This window comes from Pseudoalteromonas sp. SR41-1 (genome assembly GCF_014164015.1).
GTDB classification, from domain to species: domain Bacteria; phylum Pseudomonadota; class Gammaproteobacteria; order Enterobacterales; family Alteromonadaceae; genus Pseudoalteromonas; species Pseudoalteromonas distincta.
Window position 1 is genome coordinate 1 of the sequence record NZ_JACJEK010000009.1, and the last position, 22,642, is coordinate 22,642.

The 22,642-nt window shown below is 39.3% G+C and carries 21 protein-coding genes; 4 read left to right on the plus strand and 17 right to left on the minus strand.

Annotated features, from left to right (window positions below):
* Positions 1-157: 157 nt before the first annotated feature.
* From clpB to rluD, 3 genes are all read right to left on the minus strand, one after another.
* Positions 158-2,734, minus strand: coding sequence for an ATP-dependent chaperone ClpB (clpB, locus tag H5118_RS09385; protein WP_165723615.1), 2,577 nt, complete (start codon positions 2,732-2,734; stop codon positions 158-160).
* Positions 2,735-2,830: 96 nt separating this feature from the next.
* Positions 2,831-3,562 carry a peptidoglycan editing factor PgeF gene (gene pgeF, locus H5118_RS09390; protein ID WP_182748641.1) on the minus strand — a complete coding sequence of 244 codons (732 nt, stop codon included), beginning with the start codon at positions 3,560-3,562 and terminating at the stop codon, positions 2,831-2,833.
* Positions 3,562-4,539 (minus strand): 23S rRNA pseudouridine(1911/1915/1917) synthase RluD, encoded by a 978-nt coding sequence (gene rluD, locus H5118_RS09395; RefSeq protein ID WP_024596579.1) that lies wholly within the window; start codon positions 4,537-4,539, stop codon positions 3,562-3,564. The genes pgeF and rluD overlap by 1 nt, the downstream gene beginning before the upstream one ends.
* 141 nt (positions 4,540-4,680) lie before the next feature.
* Here rluD and H5118_RS09400 point away from each other — a divergent pair, with 141 nt between their 5' ends.
* Complete coding sequence (locus H5118_RS09400) at positions 4,681-5,445, plus strand: outer membrane protein assembly factor BamD (protein WP_002962210.1); 765 nt, start codon at positions 4,681-4,683, stop codon at positions 5,443-5,445.
* 50 nt (positions 5,446-5,495) lie between these two features.
* Here the strand turns inward: H5118_RS09400 and glnB are convergent, their stop codons facing one another.
* The gene (gene glnB, locus H5118_RS09405) at positions 5,496-5,834 is read right to left on the minus strand and encodes a nitrogen regulatory protein P-II (protein ID WP_002962211.1); all 339 of its coding nucleotides are present in this window, start codon (positions 5,832-5,834) and stop codon (positions 5,496-5,498) included.
* Positions 5,835-5,994: 160 nt separating this feature from the next.
* Here glnB and H5118_RS09410 point away from each other — a divergent pair, with 160 nt between their 5' ends.
* Both H5118_RS09410 and H5118_RS09415 read left to right on the plus strand, forming a co-directional pair.
* Positions 5,995-6,558 (plus strand): GspH/FimT family pseudopilin, encoded by a 564-nt coding sequence (locus tag H5118_RS09410; protein ID WP_165723617.1) that lies wholly within the window; start codon positions 5,995-5,997, stop codon positions 6,556-6,558.
* A 79-nt stretch (positions 6,559-6,637) separates the two neighbouring features.
* Entirely contained in the window at positions 6,638-7,168 is a 531-nt protein-coding gene (locus H5118_RS09415) for a GspH/FimT family pseudopilin (RefSeq protein ID WP_182748642.1), read from the plus strand.
* Between the two features lie 6 nt (positions 7,169-7,174).
* On the opposite strand, the gene H5118_RS09420 is transcribed toward H5118_RS09415, so the two are convergent.
* From H5118_RS09420 to murJ, 13 genes are all read right to left on the minus strand, one after another.
* Entirely contained in the window at positions 7,175-7,591 is a 417-nt protein-coding gene (locus tag H5118_RS09420; RefSeq protein WP_182712591.1) for a type IV pilin protein, read from the minus strand.
* Positions 7,592-7,600: 9 nt separating this feature from the next.
* Positions 7,601-10,819: a PilC/PilY family type IV pilus protein gene (locus H5118_RS09425; RefSeq protein ID WP_182748643.1), complete on the minus strand. Its 3,219-nt coding sequence runs from the start codon at positions 10,817-10,819 to the stop codon at positions 7,601-7,603.
* Position 10,820: 1 nt separating this feature from the next.
* Entirely contained in the window at positions 10,821-11,324 is a 504-nt protein-coding gene (locus H5118_RS09430) for a pilus assembly protein PilX (RefSeq protein ID WP_165723619.1), read from the minus strand.
* Positions 11,312-12,289, minus strand: coding sequence for a PilW family protein (locus H5118_RS09435; protein ID WP_182712589.1), 978 nt, complete (start codon positions 12,287-12,289; stop codon positions 11,312-11,314). Before H5118_RS09435 ends, H5118_RS09430 begins: the two co-directional genes overlap by 13 nt.
* A gap of 1 nt (position 12,290) precedes the next feature.
* On the minus strand, positions 12,291-12,851 hold the full coding sequence (pilV, locus tag H5118_RS09440) for a type IV pilus modification protein PilV (protein ID WP_182748644.1): 561 nt from the start codon (positions 12,849-12,851) through the stop codon (positions 12,291-12,293).
* Between the two features lie 185 nt (positions 12,852-13,036).
* Positions 13,037-13,738: a LytTR family DNA-binding domain-containing protein gene (locus H5118_RS09445; RefSeq protein WP_024596571.1), complete on the minus strand. Its 702-nt coding sequence runs from the start codon at positions 13,736-13,738 to the stop codon at positions 13,037-13,039.
* Positions 13,735-14,769 carry a sensor histidine kinase gene (locus tag H5118_RS09450; RefSeq protein WP_002958233.1) on the minus strand — a complete coding sequence of 345 codons (1,035 nt, stop codon included), beginning with the start codon at positions 14,767-14,769 and terminating at the stop codon, positions 13,735-13,737. The genes H5118_RS09445 and H5118_RS09450 overlap by 4 nt, the downstream gene beginning before the upstream one ends.
* Positions 14,770-14,798: 29 nt before the next feature.
* Positions 14,799-15,728 carry a 4-hydroxy-3-methylbut-2-enyl diphosphate reductase gene (ispH, locus tag H5118_RS09455; RefSeq protein ID WP_002958232.1) on the minus strand — a complete coding sequence of 310 codons (930 nt, stop codon included), beginning with the start codon at positions 15,726-15,728 and terminating at the stop codon, positions 14,799-14,801.
* Positions 15,728-16,168, minus strand: coding sequence for an FKBP-type peptidyl-prolyl cis-trans isomerase (fkpB, locus tag H5118_RS09460; RefSeq protein WP_002958231.1), 441 nt, complete (start codon positions 16,166-16,168; stop codon positions 15,728-15,730). The genes ispH and fkpB overlap by 1 nt, the downstream gene beginning before the upstream one ends.
* Complete coding sequence (gene lspA / locus H5118_RS09465; protein WP_002958230.1) at positions 16,165-16,665, minus strand: signal peptidase II; 501 nt, start codon at positions 16,663-16,665, stop codon at positions 16,165-16,167. Before lspA ends, fkpB begins: the two co-directional genes overlap by 4 nt.
* A gap of 12 nt (positions 16,666-16,677) precedes the next feature.
* Positions 16,678-19,506 (minus strand): isoleucine--tRNA ligase, encoded by a 2,829-nt coding sequence (gene ileS, locus H5118_RS09470; RefSeq protein WP_182720530.1) that lies wholly within the window; start codon positions 19,504-19,506, stop codon positions 16,678-16,680.
* Between the two features lie 5 nt (positions 19,507-19,511).
* Entirely contained in the window at positions 19,512-20,462 is a 951-nt protein-coding gene (gene ribF, locus H5118_RS09475) for a bifunctional riboflavin kinase/FAD synthetase (protein WP_024596625.1), read from the minus strand.
* Positions 20,463-20,546: 84 nt separating this feature from the next.
* Complete coding sequence (gene murJ, locus H5118_RS09480; RefSeq protein WP_409074709.1) at positions 20,547-22,085, minus strand: murein biosynthesis integral membrane protein MurJ; 1,539 nt, start codon at positions 22,083-22,085, stop codon at positions 20,547-20,549.
* Between the two features lie 295 nt (positions 22,086-22,380).
* On the opposite strand from murJ, the gene rpsT reads away from it, so the two are divergent.
* Entirely contained in the window at positions 22,381-22,641 is a 261-nt protein-coding gene (gene rpsT / locus H5118_RS09485; RefSeq protein WP_002958225.1) for a 30S ribosomal protein S20, read from the plus strand.
* Position 22,642: the final 1 nt, after the last annotated feature.

Here is a 22,642-nt window from a genome sequence, read left to right on the forward strand (position 1 = left end):
GAGTATGTTCGTTAATCATAATGTGCCCTCAAACAAGATTTGAAGATCTGATCATGACATTGAGATTTAGTTCAAAAAAATCCCCGCTAATTTCTTAGCAGGGATTTGTGTATAAGAGACAGCTATTTTAGCGGCTTTAGAGTTTAATTATTTACAATCAGCGTTTGGTAAATACCAAAGAGTCGTCATTTGCATCAATAACAATCACGCTACCTGGTATGTAGTCCCCATTAAGTAGCTTTTGTGCTAGCGGATTTTCAATCGTTTGCTGAATAGCACGCTTAAGCGGGCGTGCACCGTACACAGGATCAAACCCACTTGCTGCAATTCGCTCAAGTGCAGCATCGCTTATTTCAAGCAGATACCCCATCTCTGTTAAACGCTCACGTAATTTCATTAACTGAATATCAGCTATTTCTTTTATATGCTCGTTTGCTAACGGGTGGAATACAACAGTCTCGTCAATACGGTTAATAAACTCAGGTCTAAACTCATTAATCAATACTTCCATTACTTTAGCTTTAAGGGTCGTATAGTCATTATTCCCCGCTTGTTCTTGGATAATATCTGAGCCTAAATTTGATGTCATGATAATAACAGTATTTTTAAAATCAACGGTTCTACCTTGTCCGTCAGTTAATCGGCCATCATCTAACACTTGCAGTAAAATGTTAAACACATCTGGGTGTGCTTTTTCTATTTCATCAAGCAATATAACTGAGTAAGGTTTACGACGAACAGCTTCTGTTAAATAACCGCCCTCTTCATAACCCACATAACCTGGAGGTGCGCCCACTAGGCGTGCAACTGAGTGCTTTTCCATAAACTCAGACATGTCAATACGTACCATGGCATCTTCGGTATCAAACATAAAACCTGCCAGTGCTTTTGTAAGCTCGGTTTTACCCACACCTGTTGGACCTAAAAACAAGAAAGAACCAATTGGGCGATTAGGATCTGCAAGTCCTGCACGTGAGCGTCGTATTGCGTTAGCAACAGCAACGACCGCTTCATCTTGCCCTATTACTTTACTGTGTAACTTATCTTCCATTTGCAGCAGCTTTTCACGCTCACCTTGTAGCATTCTTGCAACAGGAATACCTGTCCAGCGAGATAAAATTTCAGCAATTTCATCCTCACCTACTTGGTTCTTAAGCAGAGTCATTTCTTGCATTTCAGCTTGTGAGGCTAAATCAAGTTTTCGTTCAAGCTCTGGAATTCGCCCATATTGCAGCTCTGACATACGCTGTAAATCACTTGCTCTTCGCGCTACATCTAAATCTAATCTTGCTTGTTCAAGTTCGGCTTTAATTACTTGTGTACCTTGAAGCGATGCTTTTTCAGCATTCCAAATTTCGTCTAGTTCACGATATTGTCCATCAAGGTCGGTGATCAACTCTTGCATTTCAGTGCGACGTTTTTGACTCGCCTCATCTTTTTCTTTAGCAAGTGCATTATCTTCTAATTTTAATTGGATAATACGACGCTCAAGCTTATCTAACGACTCTGGTTTTGAATCAATTTGTAATCGAATTGAAGAACCCGCTTCGTCAATTAAATCAATTGCTTTATCTGGTAACTGACGATCGCTAATGTAGCGGTGAGATAACTGCGCCGCAGCAACTATCGCGGGATCAGTAATTTCTACTGAATGATGTAGCTCATATCGCTCTTTTAAGCCACGCAATATTGCAATGGTATCTTCAACCGACGGCTCTTCAATGAGTACCTTTTGGAATCGACGCTCAAGTGCTGCGTCTTTCTCTATATATTTACGGTATTCATCAAGCGTGGTTGCGCCAACACAGTGTAACTCACCGCGTGCTAAAGCAGGTTTTAGCATATTACCCGCATCCATTGCGCCATCACTTTTGCCTGCACCCACAATAGTGTGTATTTCATCAATAAATAAAATGACTTGGCCTTCTTCTTTAGCCAATTCGTTTAACACTGATTTTAAACGCTCTTCAAATTCACCGCGATATTTAGCGCCCGCAACTAGTGCTCCTAAATCAAGCGATAAAACACGTTTGTTTTTTAATCCTTCAGGTACTTCACCATTAATAATACGCTGTGCTAAACCTTCTGCTATTGCTGTTTTACCAACACCTGGCTCACCGATTAATACAGGGTTATTTTTAGTACGGCGCTGTAATACTTGAATCGTGCGGCGAATTTCGTCATCACGACCAATAACAGGGTCAAGCTTACCTTGCTCTGCTCGCTCAGTTAGATCAATCGTGAACTTTTCAAGCGCTTGGCGTGTTTCTTCGGCATTTGGGTCATCAACTTTTTGACCACCACGAATCGCTTTAATTGCTGTTTCAATTTTAGTGGAGGTAATATTTAACGATCTGAATATATCGCCAAGTGGACCTTTATCGTCGCATGCTGCCAGTACAAACAATTCACTTGAAATGTATTTGTCTTTGCGTTTTTGCGCATACTTGTCACATAGGTTAATAAGTGAAGCCATATTATTTGATAGCTGCACGTCGCCACCTACGCCTTCTACTTTAAATAGTTTTTCTATTTCTTGAGAAAGCTTGGTGTTAAGTTCATCTGCGCTGACCCCCGTTTGTGCAAATAACGCGCGCACACTGGAGCCGCTTTGCTGCAGTAGTGAATACATTAAATGTACGGGTTCAATAAATTGATGGTCGCGGCCAAGGGCTAGCGATTGCGCATCAGAAAGCGCAGATTGAAATTTACTTGTAAATCTATCTAAACGCATGGTGTTACCTATTAAATAATCTAATTGCTTAATTAATGGGTATGTTTAGGTGTTTGTTCAAGGTGTAGAGAGAAATATAATAGCTAAAGGTGCTAATTACTTGCGCCAGATCAAACTTGCCATACGTCCGGTTTGCCCATCCCGTCGATAAGAAAAAAATAAGTCACTTTGAGAGACTGTACAATAGTCGCCGCCTGTAATATTTTTAACGCCTTGCTGGGTAAGTAAAGTACGCGCAATGCCAAAAATATCAGCAAGAAATTTGCCATTAGCTTGTGGTGTAAATGCTTGAATAAATGAAGAAGACCTTTTTTGAAATAACTCAAACACTTCAGCGCCAACCTCAAATTGAGTTGGCCCAATTGCAGGCCCTAGCCAAGCATTTATATTTTCATACTTTGAGCTAAAACATTCTAAAGTATTTTTAATAATTCCCTGCTCAAGCCCCCGCCAGCCACCATGTATAGCTGCAACTTCCTTCTCATCATCACTCACTAATAAAATAGGTAAGCAATCGGCAGTCATGATAGCCAAAGGCTGATTTAATAACTGAGTATAAAGCGCATCAGCATTGTGTAACTTATTAGAGTCAAAATGTTCATCAACAATAACAACATCAGAGCTATGAACTTGATTTAGCCACACGGCAGGTTTAGGTAAGTGTTTGGTTAATAGTGAGCGGTTTTTTGATACATGATCTTGATTATCTCCAACATGGTATCCCAAATTGAAACTTTTAAATGGGTTTTTTGAAACACCACCTCCACAAGTAGTACTTAACGTTCCTACTTTATGAAGGTTTTGCCATGTCGCTGACAATAAGTGCATTATCTATCGATATCAGGATTAGCTTTAGTATCTTCACGTAGTGCATGTGTCATAGCAACCATATCATCAGGGATAGGTGCTTGCCATGTCATCATTTCACCCGTGATTGGATGCGCAATACTTAATTTTACGGCATGTAGTGCTTGGCGTCTAAAGCTACGAAGTAACTCGAATAACTCTGGTGTTGCACCTTTAGGTGGACGCGGACGGCCGCCATAAGATTGATCGCCAATTAGCGGATGATTTAAATGTGCCATGTGCACACGAATCTGGTGAGTACGGCCTGTTTCTAGGCGCAGACGTAAACGAGTATGAGCACGGAATTTTTCAGCAACACGGTAATGTGTAATTGCCGGTTTACCCAGTTCATGTACGGCCATATGCGTACGCTGAGTAGGATGGCGGCCAATTGCTTTTTCAACCATACCACCAGCAGTCATGGTGCCATTACACAGTGCTTCATATTCACGAGTGAAATTTTCGCGCTTTTGTAGTGCTTTCACTAAATGCGTTTGGGCCTGAATCGTTTTAGCTACAACCATTAAACCGGTCGTGTCTTTATCTAAACGATGTACAATACCTGCGCGTGGCACGTTAATTATTTCAGGGTAGTAATGTAGCAATGCGTTTAACACTGTTCCATTAGGGTTACCTGCACCTGGGTGAACCACTAGGCCCATTGGTTTATTAATTACCAAAATATCATCGTCTTCATAAACAATGTTTAATTTGATATCTTGTGCTTCGTATTCGCGTGGTGCTTCAATTGTTGTTTCAACACTTACAACTTCACCACCTAGTAGCTTTTCGCGTGGAGTGTTGAAAATTTCACCGTCTACAGTGATTTTATCATCCAAAATCCACGTTTTTATACGAGAACGTGAATAATCAGGGAACAATTGTGCTAATACTTGGTCTAGACGTTTACCACCTAATTCGGTTGGAACGTCGGCTTGAAGAGAAATTTGCTCTGACATTAGTAACTTTACCCAATTTACCAGTGCAAGCTTTGCTCGACTGGGTTAGAATCGCTTTTAATAAAAGCATAATATAATACGCATAGTTTACTCGGTTTTACCGACTTGGCCTAGCCGAAGACATCGAAGGTAACAAATAAAATGATAAATAAAATAGGGAAACGTGCATTTGCCATTGTTTTTTCAGTTTCTGTACTTAGTTTAGGCGCTTGTTCGTCTGCTCCAGACCAAGAAGACATTCAACGTGTACCGAATAAGTCTGCACACGCTTTATATGAAGATGCAAAAGAAACGCTAGATTCTGGTTTATATGCTCGTGCAATTGAACTTTTGAGTGCTATAGACTCTCGCTACCCATTTGGCCCATTCTCTAAGCAAGTACAAATGGACTTAGTCTATGCACATTATCAATCAGGTAATACTGAACAAGCACTTGCAACCATTGACCGCTTTATTCGCTTAAACCCAAATCATAAAGATTTAGACTACATGTATTACATGCGTGGTTTAGTAAATATTAAAGCAGATAAAAATGCGTTCCAAGAGTACTTTGGTGTAGATAGAGCCGACCGTGATGCTAACCGTACTCGTGTTGCATTTACAGATTTATCGACATTAGTAAAACGTTTTCCAAAAAGTGATTACGCGCCTGAAGCTAAGCGTCGTTTAGTGTGGCTTTTAAACCGCATGGCACGTTATGAATTAAAAGTAGCAACTTACTATTACGAACGTGAAGCTTATTTAGCTGCTGCTAATAGAGGTAAGTTTGTTGTTGAGCATTATTCACAAAGCAGTTACTTAGATCCCGCGCTTGAAATGATGGAGAAAAGTTACGACCAATTAGGTTTAACTGAGCTTAGTGAGCACGCAAAGCAAACACGAAAACTAAATAAAAGAACTAAATAAATAAAAAAGGCGCTTACTAAAGCGCCTTTTAACTACATAGAAAAACAAGCTTAAATCGCTTCTTCATCTTCCTCTGCAGTACGAATACGTATTACACGCTCAACATCTGTGACAAATATTTTACCATCACCGATTTTTCCTGTTTGCGCCGTTTTTACAATAACTTCAATTGCACGGTCTACATCTTCATCAGTCAATACAATATCAAGTTTTACTTTAGGTAAAAAATCGACCATATACTCTGCGCCACGATATAGCTCAGTGTGACCTTTTTGACGCCCAAAGCCTTTAACTTCGCTTACCGTCATCCCCGTAATACCCACATCTGACAACGCTTCACGCACATCGTCTAACTTAAAAGGTTTGATAATTGCTTCTATTTTTTTCATATTAATTACTTTTGAAAGCTTCAGTTGCCTCGATTTTAGACAATCATAGTGTTCATAGCAAACAAAGCAATTGAATTACGGTGATAAAACAACCGATCGTGGTATAATTTATTATATAAAAATAGCTATACTTAAATGACTAGCAGTAAATGAGATTAATATGAAAAACAAACAAAACGGGTTCACCCTTTTAGAACTCATGGTAACCGTTGCTATCGTTGGCATTATTGCATCAATTGCGATTTGGAATAGCAGCGATATGCTAGAAGAAAATAGAGCTGAGAATTTTTTGTTGGAATTAAAAAGAAATATTAGCTACGCCCGTGCTCAAGCTGCAAGTACGGATGAAATTGTTATCATATGCCCTGCTCCTATAAGTAAAGTTGAGATTAATAGATACTTTAAATGTCAAAGTTCATGGGGGGAGGATTCAATCATAACTCTCTTTGTAGATACTAATAATAACGGAATATATAACTGGAAAGAAGATACTATTTTACGCACCATGGAGCAGATAAATAGTATAGACAAGGTTAAATTTACTGGTGATAGTAGCCTTCGCTTTAATACTAGTGGGCGCATTACAACAAACCTAAACACCAGCGGTAACTTTGCTGGCTTTGTATACTGCCCTAATAATGACAATGAAAACAATAAAGCGCTGAATGTATCAGTATCTGGTACTGCTTTCTACCTTGGTGACACCACTGAAAAGTGCGATTAAAAAACGTACAATTATATCTTGTCATATTTGTATCATTTACTAGACTGAGTTAATCATTTATTAACTCAGGTCTTCAAGGATGAGATTATCAATATCAAAAAGTAAGGGAGTAACACTTCTCGAATTAATGGTATCTATGGCTGTTGTCAGTATTATCAGCCAATTATCTATGTGGTTTTACCCAGATTTTTTAGCTAAAAACCGCTTAGATAACCACGTAAACCTCCTACACCGAAATATAAATTATGGCCGTTTATATGCCATTGAAAATACTACTTACGTCACGCTTTGTGCACTAAAAGACAGTCAATGTACAAAAGATGAGTGGAATGGCCAAATGTCACTCTTTATCGACAAAGATAAATCAACCTCGTTAGATGATGATGAACTACTCTTAAGTACTTTTGAGGAGATCCATGAAGCTGACAGTTTTAAATACCCTCGCAGCGCAATTACGTTTCGTCCTGATGGTTCTTTGAATGGTTTTCAAAATGGTACTTTTATATATTGCCCCAACAGCAATAAGGCCAACCTCGAGGGGTTGGCCTTATCAGTAAGTCAAACTGGCAGAATACGTATTAAATCAACTGATAAGTGCCAGAAGAAGTAATCTAGGCTATCGACCCCAGCAATAACCAACATCGGTGTCACCTTTAGACCCTTTTGCACCTTTGAGACCAATATCAGTGATTGAAAGCTCTTTACAATCAGTATCTCCTTTTACAGCACCGTCTATAGGCTTAGCTGTAATAGTGAAGGTATTACTATCGACTACGCTGATAGATAGTTCAAAGTGACCATTTTCGGTTTTACTTTGTAGCCCTAAGTCAGTAAAGGATTGCGTATACTCACGATTATCTACAAAATATTGCTCCTCTTTGTTTGCAGCATCTAACAATGCTGCAGCAGCTTCAGCGCGCGAAGCACGCTTTACATATTCTGTATAATTGGGCAATGCAATTGAGGCAAGTATGCCTACAATTGCAACCGCTATCATCAGCTCAATTAAGGTAAACCCATGTTGTTTCTTCATTTAATTTCCTTAATTATTAACTTCGTCATTTTCTTCACGTTTATAGATATATGTTTGTTGAGTTTTAAAGCCAAACCCTACAGCATTGTCATTAACCAATACAACTTTACCATCAACAATTGTTAAGCCAGGGCCCTTTATCTCAACAGGCTTCATTGGGTTTTCAGCATTTTCACCTTTGATACCCGGCCCAATTAGATAAAACTGACTTTCTTGTGTTAAGTCAACTGTTGGGTTGTCATCACACTTACCATCTCCATTACCATCTACGCATGAAGGGCCTTCGCCAAAGTATAACTGAGGTGTATCAGGTACATCATAGCTGGTTGTAAATTTAAGGTCGTCATACACTTTAGTACCGTAATGTAAGTGAAATGCGTATAAAGAACCACCACCACCACTTAGTGAACATTGGTTTTCAGTCGATGTATCTGATGCAGGTGTGAAACTTGTAAAATAAGCAACACCTCCAACAACTGTAGCAGCAGCTAGTGATTTTTCACCCGTTCCTAACTCATATCTCCAACCATTAAATTTAGCCAAGTCGACTTCTAAGTCAACAAAATCATTAACGTCATCTAGAGCATTACCAAATGGGTCTGAATTCATTTGCATCAAATCAGCAGGTACAATAGTATCCGGTGCATTCGTTTTATATGATTTAGTAACTGTATTTTCATCTCTGATCATAAACAGTTGATCTTTTTCATTGGTACCGGTTGGTTTTGAGCGGTTACCACTACCAATAACTATTGCATCATACGGCGTATCTAAGCGTGTTATAACGGTACTACCATCAACGGTTGTCTCGCTTACTTTACTATAAATGGTTCGTGCAACGAGTGGTTTGTAAAAAAAGCGTCTGTCCTCAGTTGCTTTATTACTGCCAAGCTCAGCTAATTTAAAGTGACTAAATTCACTAGTACTAGTGCCTGGCATATCTATACGCCAAATATCTCCACCAGTATCTGCCGCATAAATTCGGTCTATATATCCATCATAATCTGAGTCAAGCGTGGTAATATCTGCAGCAATACTATGCTTACCTTTAAAGCCATTAATATCGGGTGTTAATGCCCATACTCTTTTACCTGTTTCGGCTTCAACAATGTAAATACCTCGCCCTGTACTATCTTCACTTTTAATCACCGCATCTTTGTTTGTATCGTACCCAGCACCAAAAATTAATAAAGGCTTGTCACCAAATGCTTTAATGTAGGCTATTTGCGGTTTTGACCATGTTTGCGCAAGCTCTTTAAAATCACCTTTTCCGCCTTCTATTGGTGCGCTCCATAGTTTTTTAGGCTGATCGGGATTTGTTATATCCAGTGCGTAGTAGTTTTTACCACCTCGACGCATTCCTGCAAAAGCCCATACTTCATCATCACCACTCGCATCAATAATCCCGTCGTTTAAACCATCGCTATTTAAGTTTTTATTATTAAAATAAACGCTGATTGGTCCATCCATACCATATTTTTTACCCGTTTCTTTGTTGCGCAGCGGTTGGATAATACTGTACAGATCTGAGGGTATAAATGCCCAGCTTTCAGATACTTCATTATTTGTATCATCGTCTTTAAACATATGCAAAAAGCCAGCATTGGTACCAATAAGAATACGAATATCATCATTACCGTAATCAAGCGCAACAGGCTTTGAATGCAGAGGATCACCAAAAATATCATCTCTTTGATCCGTGGTATCGTTATCGTTATCTTCATCATCAACATCAATACCCATAGCCCATTTAATATCTGAACTAGATAAGCTAATTGGGTTATTAGTTATTAAATCAAGAATGTCACTAACAATCGATGTAGTAAATCGTACTATATCGCCTTGTTTATCTGTATATAGTGTTCTTCGTTCTTCTGCGTTGGTTCCTGTTAAGGTACTTAGTTGATAATTAACGCCACCTTGTGCTACTAAGTTCCCATCTGCTGACTTACCATCAGGAAGCCAAAATGTTTTTGCATCAGTGTCTATCAAACCATTAGAATCAAGCGCTACATTGCCTGTTGAATCAACTATGTTACTACCCGATACCTTTAACTTTTTTAAGTTACCGCCCCAGCGGGTATTTGTCTCTGGATAAAACATTGCAAAATAAATAGCATCTCGACTACGGGTTTGATCTACGTTGTTACTAGCAACGGACGGCGATGAAAAGCTATCATTTACTTCACGAATACGAGAAATTGCACTGTTTAATGATTCAGAAAGCTCATCTGGCGTACTTGCGGGCAAGTTTTCACCACCACCTAAAGAAGCGGCCCTACGTAAAAGCTCTTGTCCACTCGCGCTCATACCAGAGCCAAAACCGATAGTATATAAACGGCCTGTTTCATGAATATCGGGAGTCGACGGGTATAAATCAACAGTAGTATCACTTGTACCATGAATAATTTTAGCCATTTGGTGTAGGTAACTACTGTAGTAACTATCCGTATTCCAGTTTAATCCTTCCCCAAAGTACTTCTCATGCTCTGCACTAATTTGGCTGTCACTATCATTATCACCAGATGGGTCGCCATCGGTCATATAAATGATATTTATCGAATTATCACAACGTTTAGCTTCTGCTGTACTATCTGCAAAAGGTGATATATAGGTATAATTCGTTTCAGGTACATAATATGTATTACATACCTGATAGCGATTTCGTCCCCGACCAGCCCAGTAACAATATTGATTTTCAACTTGGACAGTAGAGGAACTTTCTACACTCGTATCACGCTCTATTATTGAAGCTTCAAGCCCGTACTGAACTCCTTGCCCAGTAATATATAAATAAGCTTCCCAAAGAGTTTCTGTTAAAGGGGTCCCCCCAGCAGCAGGTAAAGCAGCAAGTGAATTTCGTATAATTGTAGAATCTTTACCAACTCCATTAACTATATAACCACCGTCTGTGGCTTTAAAGCGCATTAAACCAAAGTCGATAGTATCTTCGTTATCGGTAATAACTTTATTCATCGCAAACTGTGCTGCAGCTAATCGACTATCAGAACATAAAACCCAACCTCCACTCGAATATTGCCCACAATTACTACCTGTACTTGATGAAAAAGCCATGCTTCCTGATGTATCAAAAATCAGTAATACTCGAGGTTTTTCTTCAACATCCACATCATGATTAACATAAAGCTCTATATCTTCAGCATAAACTGACGCACTTATTGTTAAGCCAAGTAAAGAGGCTAGCACTTTGTTTAATTTAAATTTCATCTTAAATCCCCTTACTTACGCTAGCCATTTCTTGTGCTACACCTGTAACAATGGTTAGTTCATGCTTACTTTTAGAGCCATATTCTATTGTCGTGGCGACCTGTAACATATTGCACGATATACCTGCAGTAAAATTAAAGCGTCGAGGACACTCTAGGTCAAGCGCACCTTTGTTTAGATTAACCATTTTGCTTTGCATACCATCATGTGTTGCGATCACCATGCCTTCTTTATCAGAGGCTGCAATCGAAGTGACTTCATCTGGACTCAAAAAAAACTGATTATTCGCACCTTTATTTGCTTCATCAGAAATCATGCGCTGTACTTCGCCAATAAGTTCATTTTCGGCCACTTCACGCTCTTGCGCTGCATTGGTAATTTTAATATCAATACTACTACTGCTCATAAGAGTCACCGCTATACCCGTCACTGCAATTACCATTATTAGAGCAGTGATCAGTACTACACCCTGCTGCTTTTTCTGTGATTGTTTTAAATACGCCATAAATTTGATCCAACATTATTTAATCGAATAGTCGTGGTAAACACTGTGCGTCTGAAACTATCTGTGAATTTCAATTCACGCTTGTTTTCATCTTCACCTAATATGTAAGTTTGGTTTTTAATTTTAACCCCAGGGTCTGGCTCCAATGCGCGTATTAATAAAAATACCTGTACTGTTAAAATACCCTTTCGATTTTCCCAATCAGTGTGCTCCATACTTTTAATACTTCGGTATGTATCTACACGATTGTCGCTGTTTGTATCGAGACCAAAAACAAACCGCATGTTTTCGACACCTTCCATAATAGTTTCTGTGGTGATATTTCCACCAACTAAGCGCTTTCTCATTAATGCAGGTACAGTTAGGTTCTTGTTATTTACTTTATATGTTTGCTCTGAAATATAATAAACATGATGGCTATACGGCCAAATAGAGGCATTAACAGAACTTCCTGTAATTTCACCTCGCTTGAATTGAGCTCTCTCTTGCTCCGCTATGAAATAGTTTTCACTCGTTTGAGTCTCAGCTTCAGTTAATTGATCACCTTGTAAAAACTTTAACTGAATAATATCGGTACCTTTTACTGGACTCGTTACGCAGTTTAGTTCTTTTGAAGCATCTGCAACCTTCGCATAAATAGTTCTAAAGTTACTCGCAGTTGCCAAATCAGGAAAACTACCGTTATTTAGTCCTTCGAAACAGTCATTTAGCGGGTTTGATAATGCTTCTGTGTTTACCGAAGTAAAAGAATCATCATAATAAGTGCCCCAAAAGCCAATTTGCTCAATATCACGTTGCATTATGTTAATTGCAAGGCGTCCTGATTCTTGAAGTTCACCAATAGTCATCGTATCTTTAGTGGTTACTTTCATACCTATATAGGTAAACATAACGCCGCCTAAAATTAACCCACCAATAAATAATGAAATCATCATTTCTACAAGTGTAAAACCTTTTTGCTTCATGTTAGCTCCTAAGGTAAATATAACTAGTTAAAACAACTAAACGGCGCTTTTTATCAGCCGTTCCACACTTTATAGCGCCAGTAGCATCATTTGCATTAAACTCTTGACGCCCTTGCCAAGATACAACGACCTCTAAATTAAATGCTTTACCACCTGTACCTGCAACTGCAGTAGCCGCAATACATACAGTTGCGTCATCTAAAGAGCCTGTGTTTCCCCTTGCTTTTATAGCTCTTTTCCATTGCTCAAGGTCTAGGGCTGCAACTTGCGCTGCGCTACAAGTGCTTGTAAAACACGTCTGTGAGGTTTTAGTTGAGGCTTCGCTATTAAATGTTTGGGTATATAGGCTAGCTATTTGCGGGGTATCGTTAGCACGGATACGCTGCACAATATCATTACCAAGTGCAACTGCAGCAGCACGCTGCATAGAATCAAAGCTTGCTTGCTTTGCTTTTGCTTGCAAAGCAACTGCGCCTAAAAGGCCAAAACTAAGAATAATAAATGCAATTAGCACTTCAATCAGAGTGAAGCCTCTTTGCACTTTTACGTGAGGTGATTGCATAATAAAACCAAATAAAAATTATCTGATTATAAGTTTATGTTATTTATTTGAGGAATCAATGAGGACTAAGACAAGCGGTTATATTTGTTGATAAACGGTTAATTAAACCTGTTTATTCAATAACACCGTTGATAATTAAGACTCAAATGTATTTAAATCAGGGGGAGGTTAATTGCAAGGTAAGCCTAAAGCGAATTTTTTACTAATTTAAGCTCACGGCGGCTCACTGGCAATAACTCACTGCACCCTTGTAGCTCAATCATATGATTGCCATTCGCTTTTGAATGCAAAGCAATTACTTTTTGTTTATTAACCAATGTATTGCGATGAATTCGCAAAATATGTGTAGGAAATTGTAACTCTAATTGTTTTAGACTTTGTTCAAGTAAAGCTTCTCCACCACAGAATATCATTTTGGTATACTTTTCTTCGGCACTAAAATACAAAACATCATTTATATCAACACTGCGTAGAGTACCAGCTAGCTGATAAGAGATTTTTACATTTTGTTGTTTTTGAATATGTACTTTATTTAAGCGCCCGACTTGCTTAAGCACCTTTTGCAATGATTGCTCTGAAATAGGTTTAACTAAATAACCTGCAGCGCTTAATTGTAAAGCATCGAAGGCATGCTCAGGGTGAGCAGTTATAAAAACAATAGCAGGAGGTAGAGTTAAACTATTGAGCTCATTAGCAACTTGTAAACCATTCATACCGGGCATATCAACATCTAAAAAAATCAAATCCGGCGTTTGCTTTTTAGCAAGTACCAGAGCTTCATTACCATTACTTGCCTCGCCTTGTACAACTATGCTTTTATCATGTGCCAACAAACGAATTAAGCGCGATCTCGCAAGAGGTTCATCATCTACAATGAGTACGTTCATACACTGCCCTCAATTAACTTAGGGATCACAACCTTGACCCTAAACACATCATTTTTATTAGTAATTGTTAGCTGCGCTTTATTTTTATAATAAATATTTAATCGCTGGCGAATATTTTCAAGCGCCATGCCGTTATTAGGCCTAGTTTGAGCATTAGAAATTGTTATTGGGTTAGAAACAATCATGGTTATATAGCCGGTAGTAATATGTAGCTCTACTTTTATTTCTGCACCATGCTCACTTGTTTCAACACCGTGGCATACTGCATTTTCAATTAATGGCTGCAGTGTTAAACAAGGAATACTCAATGCAGGTAGTTCATTGGGTATTTGCCAATCAACGCTTAAGCGATTACCGAAACGCCATGTTTCAAGTGCTATATATTGCTTACTCAGCGTTATTTCATCGTCAAGAGATACATTTTTTCCTGAGTGCATTGCAGCCTGCGATAAGGCGGCTAATGCTAAAATAGCCTGCTCTGCCGCATCGGCATCATGATGAGTAAGCTCTGCAGCAGTGTTTAAACTATTATATAAAAAATGAGGACGTATTCTAGCTTGCAAGGCATCAAGCTCAGCTCGAGAAAGCGCTTTAGTTTGCTGCTCTTTCTCAAAATGAATTAATAAAAATTGGACGAATAAAGCCGCCAGCAAAGCCACTATAATGCAATTGCGAAGTGTAAAATAAATTAAGTTATCTGTATCATCTATATCAAAAGCAAAATGGGAAAATAAAATACTAAAAATGCATGTAGATAATAAAAAAAAGATAAAAAACAAACTTAATTGAAAAGTTTGAGTGCGCGTTTGTAAGAAAAATCTACAAAAGTATAAAGAAGAGGTACCGACTAAAACAATTAAATGCATAAACAAACTGATGATCCCAAGTCGAAGCCAAATATCGCCTTCTACATTGGGTGCAAAGGCTAAAACAATAGCAATAACTTGAGAAACAATAAGCGAAGCTAGTACGCCTCGCTCATTAAAAAGAGCCGAAAAAAGCAAACCATCATTTTTTAGTGACTTGCTCATAACGACTCTCCTATAATCTAAATTTTAAATTAACGTAGCTCTACAGGAACAGCAAATACGATATTCTCTTCTTCGCCTGGGTTTTCAACAACCTGCGTACCACCAAGATCTTTTAATCGGCTTATAACTTGTTGTACAAGTACTTCTGGCGCAGATGCACCCGCAGTTACACCCACTGATTTAGAACCTGAAACCCACTGCTCTTGCACATCAGTTGCATCATCAATTAAATAAGCAACAGTGCCCATTTTATCTGCAAGTTCACGTAAGCGATTAGAGTTAGAGCTGTTTTTAGCGCCAACAACTAATAGCACATCAACTTTGTCAGCTAAGTCACGAACAGCATCCTGACGATTTTGCGTTGCATAACAAATATCATCTTTACGAGGTCCGTCAATTGATGGAAACTTATTGCGTAGTGCATCAATAACATCAGCAGTATCATCAACTGATAAAGTCGTTTGACTACAGTAAAAAAGATTTTCAGCATTTTTTACATTAAGCGCAACAACATCATCAACGGTTTCAACAAGATAAATACCACCGTCTGAGTTATCATATTGTCCCATTGTTCCCTCTACTTCAGGGTGACCATGATGTCCAATTAAAATACACTCAATACCTTTGCGACTCGCACGTGTAACTTCCATATGCACTTTAGTTACAAGCGGACACGTTGCATCAAATACTTTTAAATCACGACGTTTAGCCTCGCTGCGAACCGCTTGCGATACGCCATGTGCGCTAAAAATAACAATACTGTCGTCAGGTACTTGATCAAGCTCTTCAACAAATACCGCACCACGGCTTTTTAGTCCATCAACCACATAGCGGTTATGTACTACTTCGTGGCGAACATAAATTGGCTTTTCAAAAATATCTAAAGCGCGCTCAACAATACTAATAGCACGGTCAACACCAGCGCAAAAGCCGCGAGGATTAGCTAGTAATATTTCCATTAACCTTCCACCTCAATAATATCAACTTCAAAGGTTAAACGCTGGCCAGATAAAGGGTGATTAAAATCAATCGTTACCGACTCACCTTGCACTTCGCGAACTAAACCAGGAAGCTCAGTGCCATCAGGTTGAGTAAACGCAATAATTGCACCTACCTTAGCTGGTGTTTCTGGACCAAACTTACTACGGTCAACGTAGTAAATATTATCTGGGTTTGGTTGACCAAAAGCATCTTCAGGTTCTAATTCAAACGTTTTACTTTCGCCTGCAGTTAAACCTAATAAACACTTTTCGAAGTTTGCCGTTAAGCTGCCATCACCCATTGTTAATTTAGCAGGTTTGTTGTGCACCTTGGTAGAATCAGCGGCAGAGCCATCTTCTAATTTAATAGAAAAATGGAAAATAACTTGCGAGTTTTCACCAATTACAGCTTGGCTCATGCTTTATGCTCCTTTGGACTCTCGCCGGTGAAGGCGTCAAATAACAATAATGCTGCGCCAATACAAATAGCGCAATCGGCAATATTGAATACAGGAAAATGTGAGTCTTTATAAAAAACGTGAATAAAGTCGATTACATAACCATACGCAATACGATCGTATAAATTACCAATAGCGCCAGCAAGTACCAATGCATAAGCACCGCATAGTACTTTATTTGTAGCAGGTAAGCGTTTTAGCCACCATACAAGCAAAGCACTAATAGCAACGGCAATTGCACTTAAAAACCAACGCTGCCAACCACCCGCTTCACTTAAAAAGCTATAAGCAGCACCATAGTTATGTACATAAGTAATACTAAAAACAGGGAGTAAGTTTATAGACTCTTGATAAGCCATAGTCCCTACAACAAGTGTTTTACTGGCAAAGTCTATTACTAAAAGTAATAGACTCAACCAAAGCCACACTAAACCACTTTTTTGGGCTAGTTTGCTCACTAAGAATAACTCCTAAGCGAATTGACGCTTTTCACCTTCGCCGTCAACATTACTTACACAACGACCACAAATTTCAGGATGAGCAGGCTCAACGCCTACATCTTCGCTGTAATGCCAACAACGCTCACATTTAGCAGCATCTGTTGCAGCAACGCTAATGAACAAACCTTCAATCTCGGTAGCTTGTGTATCTACAGGCTGGCTATCAACTTCAGTAACATTCACGGCTGATGTTAACAATACAAAACGCAGTTCATCACCAAGCGCGTTTAATTTAGCGGCAAGCTCTTTACCCGTAAATAAATTCACCGTTGCTTGAAGTGTTGCACCAATGACTTCTTCTTTACGTGCAGCTTCTAATAAGCGGTTTACTTCGTCACGTACAGTTAAAATCTCTAACCAATCATCGTTACTAAATTGGCTATTTGTTGGTGCTTGTAAGCCATCGTACCAAACTGATGTAAATACGTAGTCACTACGCTCACCCGGTAACGCTTCCCAAATTTCTTGTGCGGTAAAGCTCATAATAGGTGCCATCCAACGCGTCATTGCTTCTGCAATATGATAAAGCGCAGTTTGACAAGAACGACGTGCATGGCTATCACTCTTAGCTGTATATTGACGATCTTTAATAACATCTAAATAGAACGAGCCAAGCTCACCCGTACAGAAGTTCATTAGCTTTTGAGTTACTAATAGCATTTGGTAGCTGTCGTATGCGGCTAAAATCTCGTCTTGCAACTGAGCTGCGCGACCAACAATCCACTTATCAAGCTCAACCATATCATCAACAGCTACTTGATCTGTTTCTGGGTTAAAACCATTTAGGTTAGCAAGCAAGTAACGGCTGGTGTTACGAATACGACGGTAACGATCGGCTGAGCGTTTAAATATTTCATCCGACACAGTCATTTCTGCCGTGTAATCGGTAGAAGCCACCCACAAACGTAGAATGTCAGCACCTAGTTTATTCATCACATTTTGTGGTGAAATAACATTACCTAGTGACTTAGACATTTTGCGGCCGTTTTCATCAACAGTAAAACCATGAGTCAATACTTGGCGGTATGGCGCATGACCATTAATAGCAACAGATGTCATCATTGATGACATAAACCAACCACGGTGCTGATCAGAACCTTCAAGGTATAAGTCAGCTGGACCAACCAGGTCTTCACGTGCATCTACTACACAAGCGTGTGACACACCTGAGTCAAACCATACATCTAGCGTATCTTGCACTTTCATGTATTGCTTGGCGTCTTCTTCACCAAGTAAAGTAGCTGGTTCTAAATCGTACCATGCTTGTATACCAGACTTTTCAACAAGCTCTGCTGCTTGAGCAATTAACTCTTGTGTATTTGGGTGAAGTGCACCGGTGTCTTTATCAACGAACAATGCAATAGGAACGCCCCAAGTACGCTGGCGAGAAATACACCAATCTGGGCGGCTTTCAACCATGTTAGAAATACGGCTTTCGCCCCACTCTGGTAACCACTGCGTGTTTTTAATCTCAGCAAGAGAATCTTGACGTAAGTTAGCCTGATCCATACTTACAAACCATTGTGGTGTAGCACGGAAAATGATTGGTGTTTTATGACGCCAGCAATGTGGGTAACTATGCGTAAGCGCATGGTGATGCATAAGCGCACCACGCTCTTTTAACACTTCAATTACGCTCGCATTCGCCTTAAATACATGCTGACCTGCAAAAAGTTCGGTATCTGGTAAATAAACACCATTTGCACCAACGGGGTTAGCCACTTCAAGGTTGTAATTTAAACCAGCCACGAAATCTTCTTGACCATGGCCTGGGGCGGTATGTACAACACCAGTACCTGAATCAGTAGTTACGTGTTCTGCAACAATCACTGGTACATTAAAATCATAAAAAGGATGGGCTACTTGCAAGTTTTCAAGCGCTGCACCTTTTACATACCCTAGTACGTGAAAGTGATTAAAACCAAAACGGTCCATAGCATCTTTAACAAGCTCAGAACCTAAAATTAGACGTTGTTGTACTCCTTCATCTTCAACCTGTACTAACGCATACTCTAAATCGGCATGCACAGCCACAGCGCGGTTTGCAGGAAGCGTCCACGGTGTTGTTGTCCAAATAACAGTACCAACACTGCCTTCGCCTTTATGACCATCAGCCAAATCAAATGCACTAACAACAGCATCTTGATCAACAAATATAAAACGCACATCGATTGCTGGAGACTGCTTATCTTGGTATTCAACTTCAGCTTCTGCTAATGCAGAGCCACAGTCTGTACACCAATGCACAGGCTTGGCGCCTTTATGCAAATGACCTTTTTCAATAATTCGACCAAGCACACGAATTGCATTCGCTTCAAAGTCAAAGTTCATTGTTAAATATGGCTTATCCCAATCTGCAAATACGCCTAAACGTTTAAAATCAACTTTTTGACCTTCAACTTGTTTTTTAGCGTATGCACGGCATTTTTCACGAAACTCACTCGCAGTAACTTTTACACCCGGCTTGCCTACTTTTTTCTCAACCATTAACTCGATTGGTAAACCATGACAATCCCAACCTGGAACTAATGGTGAATCAAAGTCAGATAATGTTTTAGACTTAACAATAATATCTTTTAATATTTTATTAACTGAGTGGCCTAAATGGATATCGCCATTTGCATACGGAGGGCCGTCATGCAAAATAAAGGTTTTTTTACCTTTCTTAGCGCTGCGAATTTGACCATAAAGGTCGTCCTCATACCATGCTTTAAGCATTTTTGGTTCACGTTGTGCCAAATTGCCACGCATTGGAAACGGTGTTTCCGGTAAGTTCAAAGTATGTTTATAGTCGCTCATTTATCCTACATTCCGTCTCTATCGGCTACCTGATTTAAACCAAAACACTGCTTAGCGGCAGCAACATCAGTTGCTATTTGCGCCGTTAATTGTGTTAATGTCTCGAATTTTTTCTCATCGCGAAGTTTTTCTATTAACTCCACATGCATAAATTGTCCGTAAATATCCTGTGCAAAATCAAAAAGGTGAACTTCTAATAATGCACGAGTTCCATTAAATGTCGGCTTATTGCCTACATTTGCAACTCCAAAAATCTGTTTTCCTGCAATCGTTGCTTGCACTGCAAACACTCCGTTGACAGGACACACTTGGCGTTTTAGGGCTATATTTGCCGTTCTAAAACCGAGTTCACGTCCTCTTTTCCAACCATGTATAACACGCCCAGAAATAGCATAATCGTGACCAAGCATTATTTTAGCACTCGCTAAGTCACCGGATGCTAAAGCATCTCGTATTAAAGTGCTGCTTACTCTAGCATTTAATTGACGAAAGCTCGCGGTGCTTTTTACATCCATGCCCGCTTGCTTACCCATGCTAGCAAGTAAGTGAAAGTTACCTTGGCGTTGCTTTCCAAACTTAAAATCATCACCAACAGTAAGTGCTTTAACACCTAACTTTTTAATCAAAATCTCATTAACGAATTGCTCAGCATGCATGTTTGCAAATTGCTGATTAAAGCTAATGCAAATAACTCGCTCAATACCTAAATCACTCAATAAACGTAACTTATCTCGTAAGCGCGTTAAACGTGCAGGGGCATTGTTTTTAGCAAAAAACTCTTGTGGCTGGGGTTCAAACAGCATTACAGTACTAGGCAAACTATGCGCTTTAGCATCGCTAAGTAAACCTTTTAATACTTCTGCGTGGCCTAAATGAACGCCGTCAAAATTACCAATAGTTAACACACAACCAAAATGGTGTGGGCGAATATTGTGTATACCTCTAATTAACTCCATGCCACCTAATGCCTTGTTTAGCGAGCTATTAATTACGGCTAAAAAATGATTAAAGCCGCAGAGTTGCCGATTATAATCTTTTTTTTAGTTTGATTCAGTAATTGCTACACTTTTTATCGTATTTAGTCTAACGCCCATCACAAATAGCATTGCAAAGTAGCTAATACCTGCCAAAGCCACTAGCGCTACTAATAATATTACTTGCTGTGTAAAGACCCATGTAGCCCAATAATAGTAACTGCTCACAAACCATGTGACAGCTCCCATAACAATACTTGCAACAACACATTTAAGTGTAAAACGCATACTCATTGATGAGAACTGGTATACATTTTCTTTTTTAAGCTGTCTGTATAATAAAAATGCATTGCAGCTAGCCGATAACGAAGTAGCAAGTGCCAACCCTAAATAACCAATGAAAGGAGCCAGCATAATGTTAAACACCATATTAAGTACTAAGGTAATAATACCAATACGCACCGGTGTTTTTGTATCTTGACGAGCATAAAAGCCAGGAGCGAGTACTTTTATTAGCATAAAGCTTACAAGTCCGACCGAATATGCGACTACGCCTAAGCTTACAGCTTTGACATGATCAATACTGTCTTCTTTAAATGCACCGTGGTCGAACAACACGGTAATAATAAGTGGGCTGATGATCATCAAACCTATCATTGCTGGCAGGCCTAAAAATATAACAAAACGAACTCCCCAATCGAGAGTATGCTGAAAGTCGCTACTTTTTTTACTGCTATGTAGTTTAGAAAGCGCCGGTAAAATAACTGTCGCAATACCAATACCAAATAACCCCAGCGGAAATTCAATTAAGCGGTCTGAATAGTAAAGCCATGCAATTGAGCCCGTCATCAGTAATGACGCAATCATGGTATCGAGCAACAGATTAATTTGACTAATAGAGACACCAAACAAAGCCGGTAGCATAAGTTTTCGTACTTTTTTTACGTTTTCGTCTTGCCATGCCCAGCGCGGACGCGCCAACATTTTAGCGCGATACAAGAACGGTAATTGAAATAGTAGCTGCACTACACCACCGACAAATACACCTATGGCAAGTGAATAAGCACCTACCGAAAATTTATCATGTAAAAAAATTGCACACGTAATAATAGAAACATTAAGCAAAACTGGTGTAAACGCAGCAACAGCGAAACGGTTATACACATTCATCACCGCACCACTAAGTGCAACTAAACTTACAAAAAATAAATAGGGGAATGTAAGTTTAAGTAGTGAACTTGCAAGTTCAAATTTTTCGGCATTAGGTCCGCCTTGCCACCAATCTATAAACCAACCGGTACCAAATAATGCTGCAATAACAGGAGAAGCAACAACACCTATAATAGTGACAATTAGTAAAATGGTTCCTAATGTGCCTGCTGCTTGTGCAACAAAAAGTCTGACCTTGTCGTCTCCTTGCTGTTCTTTAATTTCACTTAGCACCGGTACGAATGCTTGTGCGAAAGCACCTTCTGCAAATAAACGGCGTAAAAAATTAGGAATACGGTTAGCAAATAAAAAAACATCAGCCGCTGCACTTGCGCCTAATAAATTGGCAACGACAGCATCTCGAACGAGCCCTAAAATACGCGATATCATAGTCATACAACTAACAATCATACCAGAGCGAAATAAACCTTTTGACACCTTAAACCTACTCAAAAATCCTCAAGATAGGCGATTATGCCACAGTCTTTTTTATAAATCGCTTTAAAGCACTAGGCTGGGGGTCTGTGCTTTGTTACAATGTCTATATTAACTGCTAAAGCGGCAAATTGATGCTCGTTATATGGTGCAGTTTTTCTTGGATTGTTAAATTTAAATTGACATCCATGATAGAAACAGGCATATTCCACGGCCTTTAATTTAAGCTTTATTTTAAGATTGTTAGGAGCAAACCTTGGCTAACATCAAGTCTGCAAAAAAACGCGCTATCACAAGCGAAAAAAACCGTCAGCACAACGCAAGCCGTCGTTCAATGATGCGCACTTACTTCAAAAAAGTAATTGTTGCTATTGAAGCGGGCGATAAAGAAGCTGCACAGCAAGCTTTTTCTGTTGCTACACCTATCCTAGACCGTTACGCAACTAAGGGTCTAATTCACAAAAACAAAGCAGCTCGTCATAAGAGCCGTATAGCAGCTAAGATTAAAGCTCTATAAT

What these genes read in the sequence shown, in the direction of transcription:
- ribF (WP_024596625.1), bottom strand. Translation starts at nt 20,462, where the DNA reads ATGGAGTTAATTAGAGGTATACACAATATTCGCCCACACCATTTTGGT.
- ileS (WP_182720530.1), bottom strand. Translation starts at nt 19,506, where the DNA reads ATGAGCGACTATAAACATACTTTGAACTTACCGGAAACACCGTTTCCA.
- glnB (WP_002962211.1), bottom strand. Translation starts at nt 5,834, where the DNA reads ATGAAAAAAATAGAAGCAATTATCAAACCTTTTAAGTTAGACGATGTG.
- H5118_RS09410 (WP_165723617.1), top strand. Translation starts at nt 5,995, where the DNA reads ATGAAAAACAAACAAAACGGGTTCACCCTTTTAGAACTCATGGTAACC.
- H5118_RS09435 (WP_182712589.1), bottom strand. Translation starts at nt 12,289, where the DNA reads ATGAAGCAAAAAGGTTTTACACTTGTAGAAATGATGATTTCATTATTT.
- H5118_RS09420 (WP_182712591.1), bottom strand. Translation starts at nt 7,591, where the DNA reads ATGAAGAAACAACATGGGTTTACCTTAATTGAGCTGATGATAGCGGTT.
- H5118_RS09430 (WP_165723619.1), bottom strand. Translation starts at nt 11,324, where the DNA reads ATGGCGTATTTAAAACAATCACAGAAAAAGCAGCAGGGTGTAGTACTG.
- H5118_RS09400 (WP_002962210.1), top strand. Translation starts at nt 4,681, where the DNA reads ATGATAAATAAAATAGGGAAACGTGCATTTGCCATTGTTTTTTCAGTT.
- H5118_RS09415 (WP_182748642.1), top strand. Translation starts at nt 6,638, where the DNA reads ATGAGATTATCAATATCAAAAAGTAAGGGAGTAACACTTCTCGAATTA.
- H5118_RS09445 (WP_024596571.1), bottom strand. Translation starts at nt 13,738, where the DNA reads ATGAACGTACTCATTGTAGATGATGAACCTCTTGCGAGATCGCGCTTA.
- H5118_RS09450 (WP_002958233.1), bottom strand. Translation starts at nt 14,769, where the DNA reads ATGAGCAAGTCACTAAAAAATGATGGTTTGCTTTTTTCGGCTCTTTTT.
- pilV (WP_182748644.1), bottom strand. Translation starts at nt 12,851, where the DNA reads ATGCAATCACCTCACGTAAAAGTGCAAAGAGGCTTCACTCTGATTGAA.
- clpB (WP_165723615.1), bottom strand. Translation starts at nt 2,734, where the DNA reads ATGCGTTTAGATAGATTTACAAGTAAATTTCAATCTGCGCTTTCTGAT.
- ispH (WP_002958232.1), bottom strand. Translation starts at nt 15,728, where the DNA reads ATGGAAATATTACTAGCTAATCCTCGCGGCTTTTGCGCTGGTGTTGAC.
- fkpB (WP_002958231.1), bottom strand. Translation starts at nt 16,168, where the DNA reads ATGAGCCAAGCTGTAATTGGTGAAAACTCGCAAGTTATTTTCCATTTT.
- rluD (WP_024596579.1), bottom strand. Translation starts at nt 4,539, where the DNA reads ATGTCAGAGCAAATTTCTCTTCAAGCCGACGTTCCAACCGAATTAGGT.
- pgeF (WP_182748641.1), bottom strand. Translation starts at nt 3,562, where the DNA reads ATGCACTTATTGTCAGCGACATGGCAAAACCTTCATAAAGTAGGAACG.
- murJ (WP_409074709.1), bottom strand. Translation starts at nt 22,085, where the DNA reads ATGACTATGATATCGCGTATTTTAGGGCTCGTTCGAGATGCTGTCGTT.
- H5118_RS09425 (WP_182748643.1), bottom strand. Translation starts at nt 10,819, where the DNA reads ATGAAATTTAAATTAAACAAAGTGCTAGCCTCTTTACTTGGCTTAACA.